This is a genomic window from Rhodococcus sp. AG1013 (genome assembly GCF_003350365.1).
Taxonomy (GTDB): domain Bacteria; phylum Actinomycetota; class Actinomycetes; order Mycobacteriales; family Mycobacteriaceae; genus Prescottella.
Map to the genome: position 1 here is coordinate 109,138 of NZ_QQAT01000017.1, position 22,550 is coordinate 131,687.

Below are 22,550 nucleotides of genomic sequence, written 5' to 3' on the forward strand. Positions count from 1 at the left end.
CGACCGTGGTTGCGCGGCCGGGGTGTCCCTGCTCGGTTCGCGAGTTGGCTATGTTCCCTGAGGTCAGACGGGTTCCATGGCCATGGGCACGATCGGGGTACCGGCGGGGTCGAACAGGTTCCGACCGCACGAGTTGCACTCGCCTTCATCAGGCTTCGGTTCCGTCCTGGACAGCTGCCACACGTTCATGCCACCGCACGGGCAGTCGATGATGTAGAGCAACTCGGTAGAAGGCCGGTCCAGGCCCCATGCCTGACTCGACGCCGTCGTGCGACGCATGACGCCGACACGGTACGTGTCGTCGCCGGACGCCCTCCCCGAAGGCCTCCACTCGACGCGCTACGAACTGCGATATCTGTCCGGTCCGCTCCTCACCAGACCAGTCGACCGGCAGGAGCACCTCCGCCTGGATCAAGGAAGCCACCGCATCGTCCACATCGAGCGGGAACCCCCGCTCAGCCGCCGCAAGAAAGAACGCCAGATCGATCATGCCGCCAGCTTATGCACCCGCCCGACACCTACTCGAGCCGATGCACCGGAACACATCTCGTCGATCTGGATCGGGACAACTGACGTCGGGGCTCGATGCTCGTCACGAAGGGGGAGTGCCCGCTGTTCCCTCGGTCGATCCGGCGGGGGAGTGAGCGCTTCCGGTTCGTGCTCGTCGGGAGCGAGGACGTACGCCTCCTGCCGAAGGCGAGAAGCCCCGCATCCGTCGCGCAGCCGCACCCGACCGCGGAGGAGTGCCTTTCGGCAACCACGAAGCGGGCGTTCGGCACTCGTCGCTACGGTGCGAAACTACGTATCGGACGGAACAACCGGGATTCCGGAATTCACCCGCGTCGGCCCCAGCCGCGAGACTCCACACCGGACTCGCCTCGGCTACCACTCGATTCAGCTCCACGACGGCAGGGGGCGGGGTTGAATGTGCGGCGAGGGAAGGGGCATTCGAATGGATCGGGTGTGCATCGTCGGCGCGGGGCCGGCCGGACTGTCGGCGGCCAGGGCGTTTCGTCGGCTCGGTATCGAGTACGACCAGTTCGAACGGCACAGCGACGTGGGCGGGATCTGGGATCTCGACAACCCCGGGACACCGATGTACGAGTCGGCGCATTTCATCTCGTCCCGCACGATGTCGGGGTTTCACGACTTCCCGATGCCCGACTCGTTCCCGGACTACCCGGGGAACCGGGCGATCCTCGACTACACGCGCAGTTTCGCGCGGGCGTTCGGCCTGTACGAGTCGATCGGCTTCGGCACCGCCGTCGAGGACATCACCCCGGACGGCGACGGCTGGGCGGTCCGACTGTCGACCGGTGAACGGCGCCGCTACCGCGCCGTCGTGTGCGCGACCGGTGTGACCTGGCAGCCTCGAATCCCGGCTCACCCCGGCACTTTCGACGGCGAGATCCGGCACGCGGTGACCTACCGGGGGATCGACGAGTTCCGCGGCAAGCGGGTACTTATCGTGGGTCTGGGCAACTCGGGTGCCGACATCGCCTGTGACGCGGCGGCGTCCGCGTCGGAGACGTTCGTCAGTGTCCGCCGCGGGTATCACGTGATCCCGAAACACATCTTCGGAACCCCGACCGACGTGTTCGCCGAGAAGGGGCCGCGGCTGCCGATCGCACTCGAGCGCCCGCTGCTCACCGGGGTGCTGCGCCTGATCCAGGGTGATCTGACCCGGTTGGGACTGCCGCGGCCCGACCACAAGCTCCTCGAATCGCACCCGCTGCTCAACAGCCAACTGGTGCACCACCTTCAGCACGGTGACGTCGCGATCGTCCCCGACGTCGCGCGGTTCGCCGGGCCCCGGGTGGAGTTCACCGACGGATCCAGTCGGGAGGTCGACCTGGTGCTGTACGCCACCGGCTACGACTGGACGATCCCGTACGTCCGGGAATCGTGCTTCGACTGGCATGCGGGGCGACCACGGCTCTATCTCACGGCGTTCAATCCGAAGCACCGGAATCTGTTCGGCGCCGGCTACCTGGAGACCAACTCGAGCGCATACACCCTGTTCGACCAGGTGACGAACATCCTGGCCCAGTACCTGCACGACCAGGAGCACAATCCGTCGCGTGCGGCCGTGTTCGATCGCAGGATGGCGACGGACCGGCCCGACCTGAGCGGCGGAATCTCGTTCATCGGCACCGACCGCCACAGCGCGTACGTCGATTCGCACGCCCTCCGGGACTACCTGGCCCGCGTGCGCGGCGAGTTCGGCTGGACCGATTTGACGCCCGGCATGTTCGACCGTGTCCGGGTGGCGGCATGACCCACGCCGTGGTCACCGGGGCGGCCGGTGCGATCGGGGCGGCGATCTGCCGCGGACTGGCGGCGCGGGGATACGACGTCGTCGCGGTGGACGTCGACGCTCGAGGATTGACGGCGATATCCGACGGCGTAGCCGGGCAGATCACGCCACACCCCTGCGATCTGACCGTCTCGTCGGACGTGCAGGCACTGGTGGAGTCCGCGGCGGGGGAGTGCGATCTGCTCGTCCACGTGGCGGGCGTCGTCGTCACCACGCCGTTCGAGCACGTCACCGCCGAGGAAGTGGATCGCGAGCTCGGCGTCAACCTGATCGCGCCGGTGCAGCTGACCCGCGCGCTGTACCCAACGCTGCAGGCGTCACGCGGGCACGTCGTGGCGATCGTGTCCATCGGCGGGATGCTGCCGCTCGCGGAGAGCCCGGGGTACAGCGCATCGAAGTTCGGGCTGCGTGGCTTCCTGCTGGCGCTGGCCGCGCGGACGCGTGAGACCGGTGTCCGCGTCAGCATCGTCAACCCCGGCTCGGTCGACACCCCGATGCTGCGTCACGAGGCGGCCACCGGCGGGTCGGCACTCAACTTTCTGGGGACACCACTGCCGCCGCAACGCATCGCCGATCGCGTGCTCGCATTGGTGGACCGTCCGCGCGTCGAGACCAATCTGCCGCGATCCGACGGTTGGATGGTGAAGACCGGCATGCTGGCCCCGGGTCCGATGCTGCGCGTGCTGCCCTGGATCGCCCGGCTCGCGAGCGGCAACCTGCGGCGCTACCGGGAGCGCCACGGAATCGGGGCGATTGTCGACTGAGCCGATGTCCGGGCCGGATCGGGTCCATACTGGTCCCGTGGATGCCGTACAGCGGTTCCGGTGGTCGCAGCTTCCGGCTGCGGCGTGGGCGTACGTGCGCCGCGCGCCCGGTACGTTCATATGGCTCGCGATTCTGTTGGTGACCACGATCGTGATGCATCAGCTTTCGCCCGAGGCATTGCATCATGTTCTCGGCAGCCGCTCGACCAATCTGCATCATCTTCGTGAGGACCCGTTCCACGTTCTCATCACCAGTGCCTTCTGGCTCGCCGGCGGTGGATGGTTCGGGTATTTCGTGCTCTTCAATCTCTTTCACGTTCCCGTCGAACGGTGGCTGGGAACGTGGCGGTGGCTGACGGTCGCGGTGGTCGCTCATGTCGGCGCGACGTATCTCAGCGAGGGCGTCCTCTATCTGGCGATTCGGCACGGCGAGGCGCCGGAGTCGGCGGTGAACACCCTCGATGTGGGCGTCAGCTATGCGTTGGCCGGCGTCACGGCGGTGCTCGCCTACCGGATCGCGCCGCCGTGGCGGTATCTCTATGTGGTCGGTGTGCTGCTGGTCTACGGGCTGCCGTTGCTCGGCACACTGACGTTCACCGACATCGGACACTTCACCGCGGTCCTCATCGGTTTCGCGTGCTACCCGCTCACGCGGGCTCGGCCGGAAACCTGGGATCCGGAGGAGTGGGCGAGTTCGATCCGTGCACGTGTCGTAGCTCACCGGTAGCGTGCCGCCCATGACCGAACCGGTGAAGGGTCCCGCGTCCTACTTTCCGTCGATCGAGAAGAAGCACGGGAAGCCGATCAGCGAGTGGAAGGACCTCATTCGCGGCTCCGACCTGACCAAGCACATGGAACTGGTCAACTGGCTCAAGTCCGAACACGGGCTGGGCCACGGTCACGCCAATGCGCTTGTCGCACACACGCTGCAGGAGGGCGCCGGCAGCTGATGACGAGGCGCGCTACGCGACGCAGTTGCCCGCGTAGTGAACGGCCGGCTCGCCGTCGAGATCGTCCGCACCACCGAGGCCGTCTGACCAGGGAAGACGACACGTCCCCTTGCTCACCGATGCGGAAGCAGAACGGGCGAAACGGCGTCAGGCCGAGTCAGGCGAGCAGTGGAGCCATACGGGGGTCGGTGACCCAGCGATCGCCGAGGATGCCGTGGCCGCACCAGAGCGCGAGAGCGGGCGCAGCAGGCCCGACCAGCCTCAGCGGTGCAGCGTTCTCGAAGGCGAGAGTCAGTGACCAACGAGGTCCGGTACTAGGTGCCGTCACCGGCCCAAAACCGCGAATACTCGGCAGACCCTTCGACAATGGCCTGTTCTCCGCGGCCCATCACGAGGCCGTGAACAGCCAACGACGGTGGCGGTGATCCGGCCCGGACCTGTCGCCCGCACTCGAGACGGCGTATGTCCACCACTGATTGCTCTGCTCTGCGTGTGCGGCCTTCTGCTGCGCGAGCCCCCTCGCCTTACTCCCCATGCGGCTGAAGCTAGCAAAGACGACCGACCCGCCAACGGCCAGATCGCTCACGACCCCACCGCGCCGTAGCGTTTGGCGTTGCCCCGAGCTTGCCGCCCGACCACCTCAGATGGTCGATCCCAACTGGCGGCCACTACCGAACCTACCCACGATCACCGAGCCTGCAACCCGGGCAAACTGGGCTCTGACCTGCACGTGTTCTGGTTTCTGGCGGGATTGCCCAGGTCCCTGGGGAGTGATGGGACCTGCCGCCGCGGCCCTACTGCACGATGAACCGGTGCCCGCCGAGCCGGCGCCTGATCGACCGTACGGTGGTCGGCCAGAGCACTCCCACGACGGCATAGACGAGAACCACTAGCCCGCCCGCGAGAAGGCCCATCGAGATCGTCGCCGCGATCGCAATGGCACAGAACGTGATCAGGATCGTCTCGCTCCTCGCACGGGTGCGGAGCCAGTCTTTCTCTACCGACTCGCTGGTGAGGTTCGATAGGCCGGCGGCGCGATGCCTCAGCTCGACCGCGCACAACTGCCAGCGCCGGGCAATGGTCACCGCGATCAGCGCCGCGGCGATGAGGATGGTGGTCGAAACGAACATGGTGTCCTCCTGTGGTGGAGTGGCCGGCCCCAGTGGACGTCGCCAAAGCGGCGATTGCCGTCGAGTACCCACCCCCGACGCCGTACGAGTGGGTCATCGCGGCCAACGCATAGCGGTGAGTGGGCTACGCGCTGATGGCCGCATCGAGTGAGTGATGATCGGTCATCCCACCGCGATAGCCTGTGCGGCGGGAAATCACGACAACTTCGAGATAGGGGCTTCGATGGCTGGTCCGTTCGGGCACATGGTGAGCAGTGATGGACAGTTCCTCGACCTCGAGGAGTTCGTCAAGACGATCGACAATCCCGGCGATGTCTACGGGATGGTGGAAGAGATGTCGGGGATGATCTGGCATCTGGCCAACCGGGTCGCTCAGGTGACCGGTGAAGATTTCGCCGCGATCGTCGAGGGCGCGCGGAAGCAGTTCGAGGACGGCTTCGAGTGAGCCCCGGTCGTTGGGGTCGCTTCGACACGGAGGTCGACGACTGACGTCACTAGGCGCGCCTGGCGCCGCAAGTGATGGCCAGGGCACTGCACCGGTACTGGGTGCGGGGCCTTTTACTGTGCTGACCTGTGGTGATGACACGTCCTGCTGTCCCCGGCTGTGGTCGAGGACAGCTGCGCGTCCGATACTCTCGTGGCAGTCGGTGGAGGTGCTCGAACACCGCTTGACACTGACCGAGGGCCGGGGCGCGGTCTTCTGTTGTGAGTAGCCGCGCGCCGTGACCCCTCTGTCTCCACAGCCCCTGCATCCTTTCCGGTGTGGGGGCTATCTTGTGCCGTGACCTGGACTGATGGCCCGTCCCGTGCGGGTTCAGGGGCCGCCGGGGGTGGGCGGGGATTCCCGGCTACGATATGAAATCGATAGGAAACTTACCGGCCGGTAATGTGGCTGGTGTGTCTGGAGGGGAACTCTTGATGTCTCGTATTCGCATGATCGCTGCTGCTCTGATTCCTGCTGCTGCGGCGGCAGGGCTGATGGTCGGTGCGGCCGGCACCGCGTCGGCCGCTTACCTGCGCTCGGGGGAGGGCTATCAGGGGATCTCGTTCGACCCGAACGAGACTCGGATTCTGCGTGATTTGGGCGCGGGCAACGCGATCGACGCTGTCGTGCCCCAGGGCCAGGTCGCCATATACCTCGGTGACGGGTCGATCTACGACACGCATCCGACGTTGGTGTTCGCCAGTACTCAGCAGTTGATCGACGAGGCTGTCGCTCGTGGGGGATACATCCAGTTCGACGTGAACGATCCCGCGATCTGGGGCGACCGCTTCGACTTCTACCAGCAGTGGTGATCAGCTGATCTGAGCTGTTCGCTGCCCCTGCATCAGGTTCGGGTGTGGGGGCTGCGGTTTGAGGTCTGAAGCGGGGGGCATTCTGCGTGGCTGGGTGCTCGCGATGAGCTGTCCTGGCGATGAGGCCCGCAGAGGGGTGGGCAGCCGTCTGGTTTCGCGGTCGGGGGTGTGAGTGTTCAAGTTTGACTATTCGGGTGGGCACCGGTCGATCTCACGCAGGATCGACGCGGTAGAGAAGTTCGCGCGTCCGCTGAGCAGGTTTGATGGGCTGACGCGTTCGACGTTGACTGTGTCGAAGGTTCCGGAGGGGCGCTACTTCGAAGATCTGTCGGCGGGGGAGAAGGCGCTGATGGACCAGGTTTACATTCAGGCGGCGGGGTCAGCGGATGCGATGTCTGTAGAGGCGCGACTCCTCGTTGGTGGCACCTACCGGCTCTACGTGATTGGTCGGCCGGGCGCTCGTGTTGGGGTCCCGACCGTCGAGATCCCGTTCCATGAAGGCCGGCACCGACTGCATGTGTATGCGGACGAGGTATTCACTGCGGATGAAGCCGCTGCGGTCTTCTTCGAGTGGTGCCAGACGGACTCCGTCGATCCAGACCGCTACCAGTTGCGCGAGTTCGATCTCAACGCGTTCTACGAGGGCAACACCACTGGACCTCGGTAGTGTGCGTCCCGGTTTCGATCCGATCTGATGCGGGTGGAGGCCCGGCCCGGAACTAGCGGGCCGGGTCTCCGCTCGTCAGTGTCGTCGATCGTGTTCGCGCGGTACATATCGGCCCCTGCACCCTTTTCGGGTGTGGGGGCCTTTTAGTGCCCTGACCAGGTAAGATGGCACGTCCCACTGAGTGTCTGTAGGGGGCGGTCGTGATTGGACTACTGCCGGATTTGTACTACATGAATCCGCTGGAGCAGGGCGTGTGGCCGGGGATGCTCGAGTGGAATCTCTTCGCCGGTTGGTGGAATCGGTTCTGAGGGTGACGTTCTGTCGGGCTGCTGGTGAGGGGCGCGCGTTGTGATCGACTGGCCGCCGATCTTCTGGCTTCTGCCCACGCACTTCGTTCCGCCAGAGGTGATCGGGTGGGTCGCGAAGAATTGGCCCTGTTGGGCTGGCGGGTATTGCCCGTAGCTGGGGGTGATGTGAGATGACCCCCTTACGGCCTGTGGCTGGGCCCTCGGGACTGCCCCCACTCTGGGTGTCGCGCTTGACGTGCTGTTCTACTGGCTGGGCACGCGGCGGTGGCCTGATGGATTCGTGGGTCTACTCGTGCCGTTCCAGGATCAAGTGACCAGACAGCGCCGACCCGATCAATCCGGCACCGACTATTGCGATTCGGCGTGGGTGTCCGCTTGTCATTTGTGGTCGTTCCCTTCGCTTGGTAGCTGGAGGAGGCGCCATTCGGCCAGTACGATCCGCCCGACCGGCGTCCTGACTTCCCACCTATCCGAACATCCACTGGCCGCCGTTGACGTGGATGACCGCCCCGGTGATGGCGGCGGAGCGCATCGAGCACAGGAACGCGCATGCCCAAGCCAGTTCTTCGGGTGTCGGCTGGCGCCGGATAGGGATGTCCTCGAGGAACTCTTCCGTTCGCTCGTGGGTCACTTCGTGGGTTTCCTTGTCGCGGATGGTGTCGATGAAGCCGGGGGAGACATCGTTGACGGTTATGCCGTACTGGCCCAGCCCGTGGGCGAGGGACTTGGTGAGGGTGCGCAGGCCGCCCTTGCCGACCGAGTGGGGGATCCGGCTCCAGCCGCCGAGCCAGCCGTCTTCGCCGTTGATGTGCACTACCCGGCCCCAGCCGCGATCGCGCATGCCGGGGACGAACGCTTCGGCCAGGTACCACGAGGCCGTGAGCTGCTGGTTCAGGTGGGAGTGCCAGTCCTCGTCGGTGGTCTCGAAGAAGTCCTTGTAGAGCCGGCGGGCAGCGTTGCTGACGTAGATGTCCATGCCGCCGAACGTCTGTTCGGCCTGCGCCCGCATCCGTTCCACGGTTGCCTTGTCTGCGGCGTCGCCCATCACCAACGAGCGGGCGCCGAGCCCCTCGGCCTCCTTGGCCACCGCGTCGGCCTCCGCCTCGTTGCTGCGGGCGTTGACGATGACGTTCGCTCCGCGGCCGGCCAGCTCGAGCACGATCGCCCGCCCGATGTTTCGGCCTGAGCCCGTGACCAACGCGGTCTTTCCGGCAATTCCGAAATCGTCACTCACATTTGGCCCCCTGGCTAAGTCGACCCGCGTGGCCGGTCCGCCGCGGTCATCGTGGGCTGTCCGCTTGTTCCTGACTTGGTTGTCGAGCGGAGTGGTCCTGAAACCTCAAGTTGAGGGATCTTCCGTCGCTGGGTGCGATAGCTGAAACGGTTGCGTCCATGAAGATGGTGTACGAACCGGAGCCGATTGAGATGGCCGGCGTGTCGTAGCCGAACGAAAGACGGTCACCGCGTGATTCTTCGAGAGACCTACCAAGTCGACTCGAGACAGGACCACACGATGACCACTGCCCACGATATAGACCTGCGCCAGCTCGTCGAAGACCGACTCACCGGAGCAAGCCCGGACCTGCTGCGCGAGCTGCTCACAATGTTCATCCGCGCGCTGATGGGCGCCGAAGCCGACGTCCTGTGCGGCGCCGGCTACGGGCAACGCTCCGACGAACGTATCAACTCGCGCAACGGATACCGGCACCGAGACTTCGACACCCGCGTCGGGACCCTCGACGTCGCGATCCCGAAACTGCGTTCGGGAAGCTACTTCCCGGATTGGCTGCTCGAGCGCCGCAAGCGCGCGGAGCGGGCCCTGACCACGGTGGTCGCGACCTGCTATCTGCTCGGGGTGTCGACCCGCCGGACGGAGAAGCTGGTCGAGACGTTGGGCATCACCTCGCTCTCGAAGTCCCAGGTCAGCATCATGGCGAAAGAGTTGGACGAGCAGGTCGAGGCGTTCCGCAGCCGCCCCCTCGACGCCGGCCCGTACACGTTCGTCGCCGCCGACGCCCTCGTGCTCAAGGTCCGCGAGAACGGGCGGGTGGTGAACGTCCACGCCCTGGTCGCGGTCGGGGTCAACGCGGACGGCTACCGCGAAATCCTGGGCATCGATGTCACCTCCGCCGAGGACGGTGCCGGCTGGCTCACGTTCTTCCGCGGGTTGGTCGCCCGCGGCCTGTCCGGGGTGAAGTTGGTGACCTCCGATGCCCACGCCGGCCTGGTCGCGGCGATCGGCGCCACCCTGCCCGGTGCTTCCTGGCAGCGTTGCCGCACCCACTACGCGACGAATTTGATGTCGGTCACCCCGAAGTCGTCGTGGCCGTGGGTGCGCACGCTGCTGCACTCGGTCTACGACCAACCCGATTCGGAATCCGTTCACGCACAATATGATCGGATCATCGAAGCCTCACCGAGAAGCTCCCGAAGGTCGCCGACCACCTCGACGGAGCCCGGGTCGATCTACTCGCGTTCACTGCGTTCCCGAAACAGATCTGGCGACAGATCTGGTCCAACAACCCGCAAGAGCGGTTGAACAAGGAGATCCGCCGACGCACCGACGTCGTCGGGATCTTCCCCGACCGCGCCGCCCTGATCCGCCTCGTTGGCGCCGTGCTCGCCGAACAACACGACGAGTGGATCGAGGGACGCCGCTACCTCGGCCTCGACGTCCTCGCCCACGCCCGCGGAGACAAGCCCGCCGACACCACCGAACCCACCGAGGAGGTCACACCCGCCCTGACCGCATAGCCCCGCGAGGAATCACGCGGCGACCTCGTTACACCACGCCTCTGGACTTGACCCCGACCGGCGGCCGACCGAGAGTGGCCAGCATCGGTGTCGGTGGTGTCGCGGAGACAGCCATAGCCAGATTGTGCGCGCCCAACCGGTCGCGCGACGCCGAACGGTGACGACACTCTGGAGCGCCTGTGACCCGGCTCATCCGATAACGTTCTCAGTTGGTTCTTGTGAGAGGCACAGCATGCCGGAGTTGGTGCGGGTTCGTTCCTGAGTGTGACGCTCTCTTCAGTCCGTTTCAGCCGGTCGCGGTGAATCTCAGTCTGCTTGTGGGGCTACGTGGGATTCCTTCAATTTCTGGTCGTTTGACGTGTAGCTCGCGAAATCCGCATCTTCATGACGGAATCCGCTACTCGATTGCAGGCGACGCGAGTTCTCCGCGCCGCGGGGATCGTGGGGTACTCCCGCATCATCGCTGCGGGGGTGATGCCGCCACGACGTACGGCGGGATCTTCTCCAGGCGCGTGGTGATTGAGTTACGGGCTCGGAGTCCGAAGGTGCTTACCGGGACTCAGGCGGGTGGGCGTTCCAGCAAGTCCTGGATGAAGGCGGCCACTTCTTCCGGCTTCTCCTCTGCCATGAAGTGTCCAGCGTCGATCGGTTGGTACGTGGCGGCCGGTGCCCACTGCTGCCACAGGGCCAGGGCGTCGAACCCCAGCTGTGATCCCCAGTCCTGCGAGATCACGCCCACAGGCATCGCCAACTGGGCGCCGGCTTTTCGGTCGGTTCGGTCCATCTCGAGGTCGATACTGGCCGTGGCCCGGTAGTCGGCGACGATCGACGGCACGGCCCGCGAGGAGCTGGCGACGTAGTGGCTGCGCACGTCCGGCGGGAAGGTCGTCCCGTCGGTGTCCCACGCGTCGAGGAAAGTCCCGAAGAAGTCGTCGGCGACGGCCTCGATCATCCTCTCCGGCAGGCCTTTCGGCTGCGCCATCAGGTAGAGGTGCCATGCGACCGCGGCATCGACGCCGTGCAGCACGTCCCAAGTGTCCATCGTCGGCAGCACGTCCAGGATGCCCAAATGGGAGACAGTCTCCGGGTGGTCCAGAGCGGCCCGGACACCGACGAGAGCACCGCGGTCGTGACCGATCAGGCTGAACCGGTCGTGACCAATGCCGCGCACGACGCTGACGATGTCGTGCGCCATCGTTCGCTTCGAATAGGTCTCAGGGCTTGCTTCCTCGGGTTTGTCGCTCGCGCCGTAGCCCCGCAGGTCGGGCACGATCACCAGATGCCGCTCGGACAGCCGCCGGGCGACGTGACGCCACATGAGGTGTGTCTGCGGGAAGCCGTGCAGCAGGACGACGGGATCGCCGCTGCCGCCGACGGCGACGTTCAGCTCGATGCCTCCCTCACCGGAAATCCGGTGGTAGTCGAAGCCGTCGATGGTCAGGTCCGTCATGGGCACACCTTTCGTATGTGAATGGATGAGGGGCTCGCCTGCCTCGGTCACGAGAAGATGGCGCGGGCGGGTGGCTCTGAGTTCGTCGCGCTCGCCCGGAGGGCGGGGACGAGGATGTGGTCAACCAGGTGGGCCAGATAATCGGGGCCGGTAGGAAGCCCGTTCAGCCTGCGCAGGAGCAGCACCGATCCGGTGATCTCCTCATACGGGAACGGCTGGGCGCTCTCCGCGAGTTCGCCCCGTCCGATGGCCGCGGCGAGCACCGACGTCGGGAGCTTCGCGCCGGTCGGCCCGGTCGCCTCCTCGATGTGGCTGCACAGATCCGGATCCTCGAGGCCGGCCTGGAGCAGCATCAGACTCATCGATCCGTCCGCCGAGCGCATCGTGGCGTCGAGCCGCTCGCAAAGCGCGAGCAGGTCTCCGCGGAGGGATCCCGTGTCGATCGCGGAGCCGGATCCGCCGGACGCAGGGCCGGCCTTCACCGCCGCGACGACCATCTCGCGTTTCGTCTCCCAACGCCGGTACAACGTCGCCTTCGACGCCTGGGCGCGGCGTGCGACCGCCTCAAATGTCAACGCGTCGTAGCCGACCTCGCCAAGGAGTTCCAGCACGCACGCGAGGATCTCGCCCTCACGTGCGTGGTCACGCGGTCGTCCGGGGCGAACCTCCGCCTCGGTGTTCCTACTACTCCTATTTCGATACGGCACGTTTCGTACCGTATCAGTTTGCCCCCACTACTGCAGATAGACCCCAAACCCGTCCGGAACCTGGCAGGAATCGGTCATTTCCCGTCGAACCCGTACGAGTTCAACGGGATGGAGGTCTAGGAATCGTCGAACCCGCACGATTTTGAAGATCGGCGACCGAGTTCGCATTTACCCAGGTGGCGCGTCAGTTCTCAGCATCATCGGCGACGACGGAGACGGACGCCTTCTGATCGAATCCGTCGAAGATGCGCCAGGGAAGTACCCCTTCCCGATGAAGCCTGAGGAACTGATCCCAGCCGAGTAGTCAATCACGCCCGGCCCGCGAAGCCGAGGAACAGCGCAGCGCCCACCACCGGACCGTCGTGGCCACGAGCGCGACCACGCCAAGCCCGGCCACGACCAGGCCGACACGGTTCGCATCGTCGCATCCCGACACGTAGACGAAGTCAACGACACCACCGTCGGGTAGTGACGCGTCAGGAGAATCCGAATAGCTACCGAAAGTGGTCATGGCCCCGTCCATGCACTCCGAATAGGCCCGCGTCTCCTGACGATCGAATACGAGTGCGCCGACAACCACGACGACAGCCACCGCTGCGAGGCCTGCGAGCAGGTTGCGCGTCTTCGGAGTCACTGGGCGATTCTCACACGAGGTCAGTTCGCTGCTCGGCGCGCGGCTTCGTGGCGATGCCGGCGGCGCTAGTCTTCTCACCGTGATGGGGGAGAGGTCGACAGGAAATTGGTCATCGATGCTGGTCGGTATCACGACCGGGTCACTGACGGCGCTGCTGCTCAACCTGCTCGCCATCAGGGCGCTACGCGACGTGTGGGAGGTCGGCCCGCACCCGTCGGCGGGCGCGATGTACTGGGTGTGCTTGTTCCTCCCACTCGTCTCGGGCATCGCGGTTGCCACAGCGATCGGGCTTCTTCATCGGCCCGCTCGCCCCGCGGCCATGGCCTTCCTCACCACCTACGTGGTGGTCGGGGCAGGAATGGTCGCACTGCAGAACTTCCTGGACACCTTCGCTGACCACATGTGAGCCGGCCCCGCTGTCACGCCGTCGATCACCACCCGCATGTCCGCACGTGCGAGCCGGCGAACCGTAGCCCCGCATCCCACCCCTGACTGCGAAGAGTGCACGTCACGGGTGGGATGCAGGCAAGTCCACTTCGGATTCTTTGGCGCGGTAGCCGAGCCAGATCCACAGCGATGATGCGGCGACGATCAGGCCGGCGATGGCCAGTGCTGATGGGACCCATTCGATGATGAGATCCGAGGTGTGGGTGCCGGTCGCAGGGAAGGTCAGTTCACATCGCGACGCGACGAGGACGACCCAGGCTTTGCTGGAGATCGCGGGAGTTGCCGCCACGCTGTTGGCACCGGGCGGGATGGCTGATGGGGGGATCGGCTGCGAGATGCACACTTCGATCGGGGCGTTGATGAAGAACGCAGCGGTATAGACGGCGAGGCCAGCGACGATGCCGAGCAATGCGAGCGCTTTGCGCATCCGATGGTTCCCCCTTGGTGGTTCGTGCCCCGGCCCGACCCGCAGCTGCTGACCTGCATTGTCCATCGCTTCGTCATCCCGAGCTATGGACACGGCGTCGCCGGGCGCGCGGTGTGTCTAGTTGATGCGCAGGTTGATGTAGAACATGACCGCCGCGAAAGCGAGGATGGGGATACTCCAGGCGAGCCGTGCGCGCTGATAGCGGATCCAGGTTCGGATGATCTCCACGAAAGTCATTCCCCGCCAGGTCGGTTGCCGCATGCATCCCCTCTAGCGCCTCCGCTCGTCACCGTACCAAGCGCCGGGCGAACGACATTCTGCTGTCAACCTCTGTGCCGGCTCCCTGATCGATCGACGTCGTCGTCGACATGTCGAGTGTCTTCTCGGGCGGGGGCTTGTCCGCGCGGACCACCCTTCGCCAAGTATCCGCACCTGTGGTTTTTGACCAATCGCCGAGTATTGGTGAGCGCAGCCGGCAGCCGATTTCGGCGGCGGCCGTAAGAATCGGCACACGACCGGACACTATTTGGTATGGGAGAGGAACAGCCGGGATCACCGGCACCGGGGGACGTCGCGCGGTTCACGGAGCTGTGGGACGCCTGTGCCGGGCGGGTCTTCGCGTATGCCTGCCGACACGTGGACCATCACACTGCGCAGGAGGTGGTGTCCGAGACGTTCCTGGTCGCGTGGCGGCGCCTGTCGGGGGTGCCGGAGCCGGCGCTGCCCTGGTTGCTGGTGGTGGCCCGCAACACGATCGCCAACCACCGGCGTACGGATCGCCGCCGTGACGCGCTGACGGACAAGATGGTGCGCCTCGAGCAACTCACGGAGTTCGCGCCAGGCGCCGACATCACCGTCACTGATCGAGGGGAGGTGCTCGCGGCGCTCGCGACCCTCACCGAGACGGAACGCGAAGCACTGCTCCTGACCGCGTGGGACGGACTGAGCGCCGCCGAGGCAGCCCAGGTGGTGGGGTGTTCCGCTGCGGCCATGCACGTCCGACTGTTCCGTGCCCGACGCCGTCTACGCGCCGACTCGGCCACCGAATCCGCCACCCCGGCCCCGCTGCGGGTCGTACCCGAACCGAGGAGCCTCCGATGACGAAGGACCTGCTGAGAACCCTCGAGGCCATGCGCCCCGACACCGGTGCCGACGAACTGTGGCCGCGGCACCTGCAGGCCGCCGAAAGGGCCCGCATCATGGCGACCATCTCCGAGCCGACGGCTCCCGCGGTGCGGTCGACCAGGCGGGTCGGTGCGGTGGCTCTCACCGCGGCACTGTTCACAGTGGGTGGCATCGGCGCGGCCGCCGCCGGCGGCATGATGCCGAAGGCGTTCACCGACCACTACTACTTCTGGAAGGAACCGGGACCGGGGGCGGGGCCGGTGGATCCGGCCACCGCCGAGCGGATCGCCTCCATCCCCGGACCGGACGGCACCGTATTCAGCGTTTTCGAGGCCCGCGGTGCCGGCAGCCAGCGGTGCGTGACCTCGGTGTTCGAGAGCGCCGCCAGCGCCGAGCGGCCCGGCCCGTCGGAGTTCACCGACCTCGGCAGCCGATGCAGGCACGACGGTGACGGCGCATTCGGCGACGGTGCCGGCACGATGGTCGCGTCATTCGGCGACGGTGCCGGCGGCGAGGTGCGTCCGAAGGAACTCGTCTACGACGCAGTGGCAGGAACTGCGGTGCGTGCCGAATTGCACACGAGCACTGGGCAAGTGCTGCCCACGATCCTCGCGGACGGCAGCTTCTTCGGCTGGTTCCCGATGCCGTCGCCCGGCAGCCCCCGCCCGGTCCTCACCGGATACGCGGCGGACGGGACCGTCGTCGGCAGCATCGAGATCGGACCGAACTTCTAGACCCGTACCGACTTGCGCCGCCATTAGCGATCGAGGACGATCTTCCGTCGGAAAGACGGTCGCGGACTACTGGTGTGACGCGCAGGCTGGCGCCCCCGCCTAGCGGACCGAAGCGTCCTCGACCGGCAAACGGGCTGGCCGGTAGGTACGGTGCGTGGGATTCACCAATCCATTGCAGCAGAGGGGAAGTTCTGTGATGTCAATGAAGAAGTCTCTCGGGGTGGTGGCTGCGGCCGCGATGCTGGCCATCGGGTTCGCTCCGGCGAACGCCGCATCGAGCGAGTCGGCGCCGGCCGCACCGGACACGAGTGCGGCCGCCATCGAGAAGGCGATGGCGAAGGCCAACGACCCGAACTCGGGTCTGCTGGAAAGGCTTTCGAATGAAGACCGCGAACTCTTGAAGTCGTCGAAAGTGAAGTCGGTGCTTATCGATGCGAACACTGGTGCGGTGCTCAGTGTTGGTGAGGGCGACTTCGTGCCTGAGGGAGCGGCGCCTGGATCGCTTGAAGCGAGGTCTGTGGTCCCGGGAGCGTGATGGGGACTGCCACCGCGGCCAACTGAATGGCACAGATAGGTGAACCAGCCACGGCCAGGCACGGTTGTTCGCAGCCGCGGCCGGCACACCACAGCTTTGACCCAGGAAACGACCTTGACCACCCGCACCCGCCACGGAGACCGCGTCGTGCAGTCTCGCACGAGGGGCGAACGCTGCCAGATCAGGGTTGTTTTTATGAGTTTCGCCATGCTCGGTAATTTCCGCCGTTCCCATGCCGTTACCTGGTGACGAGTGTCAGTGGAGGGGAATGGATGGACACGGATGAGGCGCGATTCACCGAAGTATACAAGCAGTTGTATCGCCGAGTGTGGGCGTACGCCGCCAGGCGTGCGCCGGACCAGATTGCGCAGGAAGCGACCGACGAAGCATTCCTGATCGCGTGGAAGAAGCTGGACCAGCTTCCGACCGACCCCCTACCTTGGCTGTTGGTAGCCACCGGGCATGCGCTCTCCGAACATCGGCGGCGAGAAGACAAACAGCTCACGCTGATCGAATGGGCGGCTTCAGGGTCACTGTTGTCGCCACCGACCGCGCCAGGCGCCGATGATGCGGCGTTGGAACGTCTGAGTGTGCTCGCAGCACTTCAGACTCTGTCTGAGCAAGACCGCGAAACGTTGATGTTGACGGTATGGGACGGCCTGAGTTACCGGCAGTCCGCCGAAGCGGTTAGGTGCAGCACAACAGCGTTCGCCGTCCGTCACCACCGCGCACGCCGCCGCCTCTCTGCGGCGCTGGCAATTCAGGATTCTTCCGGCACACCTTCGATCCAGATGGAAAGGGATGCGACGTGAGCGACAAACGATCAGCGATCGACAGAATGGAACGCCAGAATCCTGTTCCCCCAAGCTCGAATCTCGAGCCTCCGGTGGGTGGCATGGAGCAGATACTCGCCCACAGCCGGGACCGATCGGAGTCGAATCATGATGCCCGACGGCTGTACCGCCCGATCCTGGCCGCGGCCAGCGTTGTCCTGGTGGCCGGGGCGATAGTAGGCACAGTCCTGGTTGTCGGAGATCGGCCGGGAACAACCGCTCCGGGATCGCCGCCGGCTGCATCGTTCGCACTTCCCCCCACCGACCCCGACCTGACCGTGTTGCCCCCTCCGACCGCTCCGGAGAGGGCAACACCCACGGCGCCGTTGCTGCACTTCGTTGCCTACACCCAGCCGGTCTCAGCCAAGGACCTTCTACTTCATCTGGCCGACCACGCACGTCAACAGCCAGCTGCCAGAGGCACCGGACCCTACGAGTTCATACAGACTCGAACGTGGTTTCTGTCGAGCGATCAGACAACGGACGGAACCGTCCTCGGTTGGGGCACCGCGGTCATCGACCGCGAACAATGGGGTGCCGAAGATGGGTCGGGGCAGATCGTCGACACCGAGAACGGTGTAGCTCGATCCGCCAACATCGGTCCCGCCCGTTTGCCCGGTGATCAGATCGGCTCCGACGAATCCTCGGCCCAGGTGCTTCGAGAGCGACTTCTCCACGAGGGGGCCGGCCGAAGCGCGCCGCAGTGGTTCAACGCGTTCACCGACACCTGGACAACACGCATCGTTCCTCCGAACCTGCAAGCGGCCTTCCTCAGCATCCTTGCCGAGCAGCAGGACATCGCGGTACTCGGTGCGGTCACTGATCGCGTCGGCCGCCATGGCGTAGCCGTCAGCACCGAAACACACGAACGTCAACTGGTCCTCGTCTTCGATGAGACGACCGGGGCATTGCTGGACTACGAGCAGATCGCACTGACTGCCACCACAGTGGACGTCCCGATCGCACTGCCCTCCACGGTGGGCTACACCGTCTGGCTCGACCACGGGTATGTCGACTCTGTGGGAAATCGTCCCTGACAAGCCGCCCGGCGAACAGTTGCTCGACTCGACAACAAGATCATGTTTCCGCAGCAAATCTATTCTCATTCGTCACCCTGCGCCAACCACGAGTGAGGAGGGCGCCCGCTCGCGCGTGCGATTACCGACGCCGCCGATTGACTTCCATGGTTTGTGATGCAAACCTAAACCGGGGTTTGCATCACAAACCGAAAGGAATCGGGGGATCGCCATGGACCGCTCAGCTGAGACGTCGCGTGAGGTATTAGCCGAGGTCAAGGCGGTTGGGCGTCGAACCAGAGCGGCTCGCCCGCACAACTGGGTGGCGCTGGCGGTCTTGGCGGTGGTCGTGGTCGCGGCGATGCCGCTCTACATACAGCGCCCCTTCGGCGCGCAGTGGTCGGGCTCCTCGCAGCTCAGCAGGCTCTCCGGGTTCGGGCAGCTGGAGCACCCCACCGCCGCTGCGGCCTATTGGCTGGTCGTACTACCGGTGGCGTATGCGGTGATCGCCGTCTACCTGGTCCGGCGCGGATCGTCTTCCGGAGTTCGGGTGCGGGCGTCATACGTCACCGTCTGCGGACTGGTCCTGTTCTTGGTGTTGGTGGCGGTAGTAGTGGTGGTGCCGCAGTTGCAGCTCCCATTGGGGAATCTGACGATCCGCGGGCTCACCCCGCTACTGGCGATCGCGGTGGGAGTCATGGTGTGGGGTGTACTCGGCCGGGATCTCACGATTCTCGGAATCGGCGCCCTCGCACTCGTCGTCAGCCTGGTGGCAAACCTGTACAACGTCGAGAACATGATCTTGGCACAGGGTGTCGACTTCGACTACCGGTACAACCTCCTGCTCAACCTGGCCTTGCCTGCCCTGGTTCTGTCGATCGGCGCAGTCGTTGTGGCCGTGCGGGATCGGGGCCCGCGATGACCCACCCCACCAACGACCTCGACGATGTTGTCCACCAACGAACCCGACTGGGTATTCTCGCCGTTCTCTCAGAAGCGGACTCGGTCGATTTCGTGTTCATTCGCCAGACCCTTGGACTGACTGCCGGCAATCTCTCTCGCCACCTCGCAGTCCTGTGCGATGCGCAACTAATCGTGATCGACAAGAAGGAATCGTCAGGTAGGGCGCGGACGTGGGTGTCGATCACCAAACGTGGTCGGTCCGCATTCAAAGCTGAACTGGCGATCCTCAGGGGCCTTGTCGAGGCAGCGCAGCGGGGCACTACCGGAACTGCCTGACCCGACGTCGGCAGACCGATCGTGCGGAGGCCCTGGGGGGGTTACGCCTCACCACCGGTTCGCGTCGCCACGACACATCTACTGTGACAGGCGCAGCCGTACCCGCCCTGAATCCGTCAACATGCCTTGGCGAGGCGCCTGTCGTCCTGCGCGACTCGACTGTGCACATGCCGTGCGCCCGATTGGATCGTCGCCGGTGTTGAGATGCAGCTAGAGCGATTCAGGACCAGTGTCATTCATCGTTCGTACAGCTAGGTACCGGGCGAGCCCGACGGTGAGCACAAGTCCGACGATGACCAGTCCGGTAACCGCGACGAATACCGGGGTAGAGGTATTGAAGTTCCTCCACCAAGCGACAGCAACGCCTGCACCCGTACTGAGCGCGGCGCCGATTGGCAGGAGAGCAGCGAGCCAGCGCACGGTCGATGCAGCGCACGGGTCGCCGAAGTATCGAAGAGCGCCCCACACGCACAACAGCGCGCACAGAAATGCCAGGGCAGCACCGGAGGCGTAGAAGGACAAGACGAAGCGCAAACGCCCCGGATCGAACGAGCCCGACCAGCCGCGGAAACTAGCAACGAGGACGAGTAGAACGGCGGCGAGGCCGACGACGATTCCTGCAAGGGCGGAGGGGACAACAAGCCCCAAACGCAGAGCGCGGCCGCACATTCCGCGCTCGTGCGCCCACGATCGGAGCATCTGGTCACTGTCTTCACCCAGGATCGAGGTCGGGCTGTGGCCATCTTGGTACGCGCCTCTGAGTTCGGTCTCGAGTTCGGTGAGCAGTAGCTGTCGATCGGTCCGGTGGACGCCGGCGCGTCGCCAGAGGCGGTTGGCCTGCCGGATGACGTCCGATCGTTCGGTGCTGTCGGCGCGCGCGGCGGTTGCGGAGGTCATGCGATTTCCGTTCTGTTGTCGGCCTGGGTCTCGGACTGTAAAAGGGAAGTGACACTGGAGGAGACGGCGAGCCACTCTGTGGTACCGCTGGCGAGCACATCGACACCGTCGTCACTGAGCGCGTAGTACTTTCGTGGCGGTCCGGACGCCGAGGGGCGCATCTTCGAGACGACGAGGCCGGCCTTCTCGAGTCGCGCCAGCAACGGATACGTGGAGCCGCCCGAGACAAGAAGATCCTGCTCGGCCAACCGCTCGGTGAGTTCGTATCCGTACACCGGCCGCTCTCGCAGCAATGCCAGCAGGCAGAGGTCCAAGACTCCTCGAAGTACCAGGCTTCGTCGTTCCACACTCATGTTGAGCACGGTAGCGGTAAGTATCTTGCTTAGCAAGGCTGCTGGGGTAGAGCTTGGCGATGGCGGTGTCGTGATCCGAGTCGATACCGAAGTGGTTGGCTTTCCGTTGCTTCGGGCGCTCTAGAAAGGTGTTACTCGACGGCGTGGCAACCGGCGTCAGGTGGGTCGTCCGGCTGCGGGGTCCCAGCCGCGGGCGCGGCGTCGGCGATCAGGGTGCATTCGGTGTCAGAGCTGATCCGGATGGAGGCCCGGCCCGAAGTCGCCGTGCCGGGCTAGTGCTCCTCGGGTGTTGTCGGTGTGAGGTCGGATTCGGTGGCGGGGGCTGTGGTGATGTCGTGGATGGGGCCGCGTAGCTCCGGGGGATTGCTCTTGGTGATCAGGTCTTCCCCGAGCATCCTGGCCCAGCTCTCCGTTTTGCTCGGGATGAAGAGGCGGACGCGGGTCCGGCCCTCCGGCCCCTCGGTGACGGAGGGCCGGAATCCGTCGTGCACGCCCTCCATGTAGTCGAGGTGGCCGGCGGTGACGCCGGTGTACGGGTAGGAGAGGTCAGCAGTGACCTTGTAGACGGGCGGCATGGGTCCCTCCGGGGATCCGTCGTGTTCGGGGTGATGAGCGTATGCCCGCTGAACTGGGGTGTTGGCATGTCCCGTGCGGGGAAACGTCCAAGTTCCTGGCATTCGCAACTGCTACTGCGGGTCGACCGCGTGGACCACACCCCACCGGGACGGCGGCAGAACGATGAGGCGGACTTTGCCAATGATGTCGGAAAGCGGAATCGTTCCTTGCAGTTCGTCGTCCAGATGGAATCGTGAGTCCTTGGAGTTCGCACGGTTGTCGCCCATCACCCACACGTTTCCCTCCGGAACAGTGATGGGGCCGAAGAACTTTCCCTGGCATGCGCTGTTGTTGCCGGGCATTGCGCGGTCGATGTAGGGCTCGGTCAACGGTTTTCCGTCGACCATCACGGCCGAATCGTCGGGTAGGCACTGCACTGTCTGCCCGCCCACTGCGATCACGCGCTTGACCAGATCGTTCTCGTCGGGAGGGACCAGTCCGACTAAGGAGCCCAGGTTCTCCGCGCCGCGAAGAAGGACGTTGCTCGAGCGTGTCGATTGGTAGTCCTCGCTCCATGACGGCGGGCCTTTGAACACCACGACGTCACCGGACTCGGGATCACCGAACCGATAGGACACCTTGTCCACCACGATTCGGTCGCCCGTGCACCCGGTGCAGCCGTGCAGCGCTGGTTCCATCGACTCCGACGGAATCAGATACACCCTGGCGAGGAAAGTCTGGAGCAGAAAGCTCAGGACCAGTGCGACAACCAGGAGAATCGGTAGTTCCCGCAGGAAGGACCCTGCTTCTTCGGTGGGCGGTCCGGACCGGTCGAGGAGTTCGGGTCGGCCTGTGTGTCATCGAAATCCGAGATTCCCCCTCCGAGCGCCCCGTGTTCACGGTTCGACTCGGAATCATCGTTTCCTGTCATGGTCGGCCAGGCTATAGGAGATGTACTCGTCAGCCGTCCTGATCGGTCGCTTGCTCCCACTCGAAGTGGACGGTGTCACCTGCTGTCAGGGACAGGAATCCCGTGCCGGCGATGGCGTTGAAGAACACCCAGCACCCGCTCGATGAGTCGATGACTCCTCAGCCTTCCAGGTCGTTCCATCCTGCACCGTTCCTGTCGTGTTGCTCATGGATCCGAAGTTGTCATCTCGGCTCGCAGTCTGGCCATGGGGATCGACGTCCGGGCGGTCGTGGATGGTGCGTCGGCTCTGAGGTTCGATCCGGTCTGGGGTGGGGGAGGCCCGGCCCGATGGACCCGGGCCGGGCCTCCGATCGCGTTCGCGCGGTACCGCTCGGCCCTGCGCACCTCTCTGTCCGAGGAACGGCGTGTCTACTTTCAGCTCATGCGGCAGGGTGTGAGCAACGCAGAGGCCTGCCGGATCGTAGGCATCAACCGCCGGACA

The 22,550-nt window shown here is 65.1% G+C and carries 27 protein-coding genes and 2 pseudogenes; 17 read left to right on the forward strand and 12 right to left on the reverse strand.

From position 1 onward, the window contains the following. Positions 1–63: 63 nt before the first annotated feature. A complete protein-coding gene (locus DEU38_RS28120; protein ID WP_147283544.1) occupies positions 64–279 on the reverse strand; it encodes a DUF2778 domain-containing protein in 216 nt (71 codons plus the stop codon). Positions 280–952: 673 nt separating this feature from the next. On the opposite strand from DEU38_RS28120, the gene DEU38_RS19830 reads away from it, so the two are divergent. Genes DEU38_RS19830 through DEU38_RS19845 form a run of 4 tightly spaced genes read left to right on the forward strand, consistent with a single transcriptional unit; the run spans position 953 to position 4,031 of the window. Then, positions 953–2,278: an NAD(P)/FAD-dependent oxidoreductase gene (locus DEU38_RS19830; protein ID WP_114723112.1), complete on the forward strand. Its 1,326-nt coding sequence runs from the start codon at positions 953–955 to the stop codon at positions 2,276–2,278. Continuing rightward, on the forward strand, positions 2,275–3,081 hold the full coding sequence (locus tag DEU38_RS19835) for an SDR family oxidoreductase (RefSeq protein ID WP_114723113.1): 807 nt from the start codon (positions 2,275–2,277) through the stop codon (positions 3,079–3,081). Before DEU38_RS19830 ends, DEU38_RS19835 begins: the two co-directional genes overlap by 4 nt. A 37-nt stretch (positions 3,082–3,118) precedes the next feature. Further along, a complete protein-coding gene (locus DEU38_RS19840; RefSeq protein ID WP_114723114.1) occupies positions 3,119–3,808 on the forward strand; it encodes a rhomboid-like protein in 690 nt (229 codons plus the stop codon). Between the two features lie 10 nt (positions 3,809–3,818). After that, entirely contained in the window at positions 3,819–4,031 is a 213-nt protein-coding gene (locus DEU38_RS19845) for a DUF4287 domain-containing protein (RefSeq protein WP_114723147.1), read from the forward strand. A 794-nt stretch (positions 4,032–4,825) separates the two neighbouring features. On the opposite strand, the gene DEU38_RS19855 is transcribed toward DEU38_RS19845, so the two are convergent. Then, on the reverse strand, positions 4,826–5,161 hold the full coding sequence (locus tag DEU38_RS19855; protein WP_114723116.1) for a hypothetical protein: 336 nt from the start codon (positions 5,159–5,161) through the stop codon (positions 4,826–4,828). 223 nt (positions 5,162–5,384) lie between these two features. Between DEU38_RS19855 and DEU38_RS19860 the strand changes: the two genes are divergently transcribed. The 3 genes from DEU38_RS19860 to DEU38_RS19870 all read left to right on the forward strand — a co-directional run bounded on the left by DEU38_RS19860 (position 5,385) and on the right by DEU38_RS19870 (position 7,124). After that, positions 5,385–5,606 (forward strand): hypothetical protein, encoded by a 222-nt coding sequence (locus tag DEU38_RS19860; protein WP_147283545.1) that lies wholly within the window; start codon positions 5,385–5,387, stop codon positions 5,604–5,606. Between the two features lie 473 nt (positions 5,607–6,079). Beyond that, the gene (locus DEU38_RS19865; RefSeq protein ID WP_147283546.1) at positions 6,080–6,457 is read left to right on the forward strand and encodes a hypothetical protein; all 378 of its coding nucleotides are present in this window, start codon (positions 6,080–6,082) and stop codon (positions 6,455–6,457) included. A gap of 172 nt (positions 6,458–6,629) precedes the next feature. After that, entirely contained in the window at positions 6,630–7,124 is a 495-nt protein-coding gene (locus DEU38_RS19870) for a hypothetical protein (protein ID WP_114723119.1), read from the forward strand. Positions 7,125–7,898: 774 nt separating this feature from the next. Here DEU38_RS19870 and DEU38_RS19875 read toward each other — a convergent pair. Then, positions 7,899–8,666, reverse strand: coding sequence for an SDR family NAD(P)-dependent oxidoreductase (locus tag DEU38_RS19875; protein ID WP_114723120.1), 768 nt, complete (start codon positions 8,664–8,666; stop codon positions 7,899–7,901). A 279-nt stretch (positions 8,667–8,945) separates the two neighbouring features. Between DEU38_RS19875 and DEU38_RS19880 the strand changes: the two are divergent. Then, positions 8,946–10,186 (forward strand): annotated as a pseudogene (locus DEU38_RS19880) (IS256 family transposase). Positions 10,187–10,745: 559 nt separating this feature from the next. On the opposite strand, the gene DEU38_RS19885 reads toward DEU38_RS19880, so the two are convergent. The 3 genes from DEU38_RS19885 to DEU38_RS19895 all read right to left on the reverse strand — a co-directional run bounded on the left by DEU38_RS19885 (position 10,746) and on the right by DEU38_RS19895 (position 12,977). After that, entirely contained in the window at positions 10,746–11,636 is an 891-nt protein-coding gene (locus DEU38_RS19885) for an alpha/beta fold hydrolase (protein ID WP_114723121.1), read from the reverse strand. A 47-nt stretch (positions 11,637–11,683) separates the two neighbouring features. After that, positions 11,684–12,247 (reverse strand): TetR/AcrR family transcriptional regulator, encoded by a 564-nt coding sequence (locus tag DEU38_RS19890; protein WP_258558031.1) that lies wholly within the window; start codon positions 12,245–12,247, stop codon positions 11,684–11,686. A gap of 400 nt (positions 12,248–12,647) precedes the next feature. After that, entirely contained in the window at positions 12,648–12,977 is a 330-nt protein-coding gene (locus tag DEU38_RS19895; RefSeq protein ID WP_114723123.1) for a DUF2029 domain-containing protein, read from the reverse strand. A gap of 115 nt (positions 12,978–13,092) precedes the next feature. On the opposite strand from DEU38_RS19895, the gene DEU38_RS19900 reads away from it, so the two are divergent. Next, complete coding sequence (locus DEU38_RS19900; protein ID WP_114723124.1) at positions 13,093–13,383, forward strand: hypothetical protein; 291 nt, start codon at positions 13,093–13,095, stop codon at positions 13,381–13,383. Positions 13,384–13,485: 102 nt separating this feature from the next. Here DEU38_RS19900 and DEU38_RS19905 read toward each other — a convergent pair whose 3' ends face one another. Together DEU38_RS19905 and DEU38_RS28605 are read right to left on the reverse strand one after the other, a co-directional pair. After that, positions 13,486–13,851, reverse strand: a complete 366-nt coding sequence (locus DEU38_RS19905; protein ID WP_114723125.1) for a hypothetical protein — start codon at positions 13,849–13,851, stop codon at positions 13,486–13,488. A gap of 117 nt (positions 13,852–13,968) precedes the next feature. Then, positions 13,969–14,112 (reverse strand): hypothetical protein, encoded by a 144-nt coding sequence (locus tag DEU38_RS28605; RefSeq protein ID WP_181818865.1) that lies wholly within the window; start codon positions 14,110–14,112, stop codon positions 13,969–13,971. A gap of 270 nt (positions 14,113–14,382) precedes the next feature. Here DEU38_RS28605 and DEU38_RS19910 point away from each other — a divergent pair, with 270 nt between their 5' ends. From DEU38_RS19910 to DEU38_RS19940, 7 genes are all read left to right on the forward strand, one after another. After that, entirely contained in the window at positions 14,383–14,952 is a 570-nt protein-coding gene (locus DEU38_RS19910) for an RNA polymerase sigma factor (RefSeq protein ID WP_114723126.1), read from the forward strand. Next, the gene (locus DEU38_RS19915; protein WP_114723127.1) at positions 14,949–15,710 is read left to right on the forward strand and encodes a hypothetical protein; all 762 of its coding nucleotides are present in this window, start codon (positions 14,949–14,951) and stop codon (positions 15,708–15,710) included. The genes DEU38_RS19910 and DEU38_RS19915 overlap by 4 nt, the downstream gene beginning before the upstream one ends. Positions 15,711–15,912: 202 nt before the next feature. After that, positions 15,913–16,245, forward strand: coding sequence for a hypothetical protein (locus DEU38_RS28125; RefSeq protein WP_147283547.1), 333 nt, complete (start codon positions 15,913–15,915; stop codon positions 16,243–16,245). 272 nt (positions 16,246–16,517) lie between these two features. Next, positions 16,518–17,057: an RNA polymerase sigma factor gene (locus DEU38_RS19925; RefSeq protein WP_114723129.1), complete on the forward strand. Its 540-nt coding sequence runs from the start codon at positions 16,518–16,520 to the stop codon at positions 17,055–17,057. A gap of 347 nt (positions 17,058–17,404) precedes the next feature. Then, entirely contained in the window at positions 17,405–18,115 is a 711-nt protein-coding gene (locus DEU38_RS19930) for a hypothetical protein (protein ID WP_114723130.1), read from the forward strand. Positions 18,116–18,326: 211 nt separating this feature from the next. After that, positions 18,327–19,016, forward strand: a complete 690-nt coding sequence (locus DEU38_RS19935) for a hypothetical protein (protein ID WP_147283548.1) — start codon at positions 18,327–18,329, stop codon at positions 19,014–19,016. Then, positions 19,013–19,333 carry a transcriptional regulator gene (locus DEU38_RS19940; protein ID WP_114723132.1) on the forward strand — a complete coding sequence of 107 codons (321 nt, stop codon included), beginning with the start codon at positions 19,013–19,015 and terminating at the stop codon, positions 19,331–19,333. The genes DEU38_RS19935 and DEU38_RS19940 overlap by 4 nt, the downstream gene beginning before the upstream one ends. A gap of 210 nt (positions 19,334–19,543) precedes the next feature. Here the strand turns inward: DEU38_RS19940 and DEU38_RS19945 are convergent, their stop codons facing one another. The 4 genes and pseudogenes from DEU38_RS19945 to lepB form a co-directional block, all read right to left on the reverse strand. After that, a complete protein-coding gene (locus tag DEU38_RS19945; RefSeq protein WP_114723133.1) occupies positions 19,544–20,230 on the reverse strand; it encodes a hypothetical protein in 687 nt (228 codons plus the stop codon). Continuing rightward, entirely contained in the window at positions 20,227–20,544 is a 318-nt protein-coding gene (locus DEU38_RS19950) for a PadR family transcriptional regulator (protein WP_220181939.1), read from the reverse strand. The genes DEU38_RS19945 and DEU38_RS19950 overlap by 4 nt, the downstream gene beginning before the upstream one ends. Positions 20,545–20,855: 311 nt before the next feature. After that, complete coding sequence (locus DEU38_RS19955) at positions 20,856–21,158, reverse strand: hypothetical protein (protein WP_114723134.1); 303 nt, start codon at positions 21,156–21,158, stop codon at positions 20,856–20,858. A 111-nt stretch (positions 21,159–21,269) separates the two neighbouring features. Continuing rightward, positions 21,270–21,956 (reverse strand): annotated as a pseudogene (lepB, locus tag DEU38_RS19960) (signal peptidase I); the annotation flags it as partial. Between the two features lie 357 nt (positions 21,957–22,313). On the opposite strand from lepB, the gene DEU38_RS28870 reads away from it, so the two are divergent. Beyond that, positions 22,314–22,550 (forward strand): hypothetical protein (locus DEU38_RS28870; protein WP_147283549.1); only part of this gene is annotated, 237 nt, incomplete at its 3' end.

Excerpts from the sequence above, each read along its gene's own strand:
- DEU38_RS28120 (WP_147283544.1), bottom strand. The coding sequence starts at position 279 with ATGCGTCGCACGACGGCGTCGAGTCAGGCATGGGGCCTGGACCGGCCT.
- DEU38_RS19830 (WP_114723112.1), top strand. The coding sequence starts at position 953 with ATGGATCGGGTGTGCATCGTCGGCGCGGGGCCGGCCGGACTGTCGGCG.
- DEU38_RS19835 (WP_114723113.1), top strand. The coding sequence starts at position 2,275 with ATGACCCACGCCGTGGTCACCGGGGCGGCCGGTGCGATCGGGGCGGCG.
- DEU38_RS19845 (WP_114723147.1), top strand. The coding sequence starts at position 3,819 with ATGACCGAACCGGTGAAGGGTCCCGCGTCCTACTTTCCGTCGATCGAG.
- DEU38_RS19855 (WP_114723116.1), bottom strand. The coding sequence starts at position 5,161 with ATGTTCGTTTCGACCACCATCCTCATCGCCGCGGCGCTGATCGCGGTG.
- DEU38_RS19860 (WP_147283545.1), top strand. The coding sequence starts at position 5,385 with ATGGCTGGTCCGTTCGGGCACATGGTGAGCAGTGATGGACAGTTCCTC.
- DEU38_RS19865 (WP_147283546.1), top strand. The coding sequence starts at position 6,080 with ATGTCTCGTATTCGCATGATCGCTGCTGCTCTGATTCCTGCTGCTGCG.
- DEU38_RS19885 (WP_114723121.1), bottom strand. The coding sequence starts at position 11,636 with ATGACGGACCTGACCATCGACGGCTTCGACTACCACCGGATTTCCGGT.
- DEU38_RS19900 (WP_114723124.1), top strand. The coding sequence starts at position 13,093 with ATGCTGGTCGGTATCACGACCGGGTCACTGACGGCGCTGCTGCTCAAC.
- DEU38_RS19905 (WP_114723125.1), bottom strand. The coding sequence starts at position 13,851 with ATGCGCAAAGCGCTCGCATTGCTCGGCATCGTCGCTGGCCTCGCCGTC.
- DEU38_RS28605 (WP_181818865.1), bottom strand. The coding sequence starts at position 14,112 with ATGCGGCAACCGACCTGGCGGGGAATGACTTTCGTGGAGATCATCCGA.
- DEU38_RS19910 (WP_114723126.1), top strand. The coding sequence starts at position 14,383 with ATGGGAGAGGAACAGCCGGGATCACCGGCACCGGGGGACGTCGCGCGG.
- DEU38_RS19915 (WP_114723127.1), top strand. The coding sequence starts at position 14,949 with ATGACGAAGGACCTGCTGAGAACCCTCGAGGCCATGCGCCCCGACACC.
- DEU38_RS28125 (WP_147283547.1), top strand. The coding sequence starts at position 15,913 with ATGAAGAAGTCTCTCGGGGTGGTGGCTGCGGCCGCGATGCTGGCCATC.
- DEU38_RS19925 (WP_114723129.1), top strand. The coding sequence starts at position 16,518 with ATGGACACGGATGAGGCGCGATTCACCGAAGTATACAAGCAGTTGTAT.
- DEU38_RS19935 (WP_147283548.1), top strand. The coding sequence starts at position 18,327 with ATGGACCGCTCAGCTGAGACGTCGCGTGAGGTATTAGCCGAGGTCAAG.
- DEU38_RS19940 (WP_114723132.1), top strand. The coding sequence starts at position 19,013 with ATGACCCACCCCACCAACGACCTCGACGATGTTGTCCACCAACGAACC.
- DEU38_RS19945 (WP_114723133.1), bottom strand. The coding sequence starts at position 20,230 with ATGACCTCCGCAACCGCCGCGCGCGCCGACAGCACCGAACGATCGGAC.
- DEU38_RS19955 (WP_114723134.1), bottom strand. The coding sequence starts at position 21,158 with ATGCCGCCCGTCTACAAGGTCACTGCTGACCTCTCCTACCCGTACACC.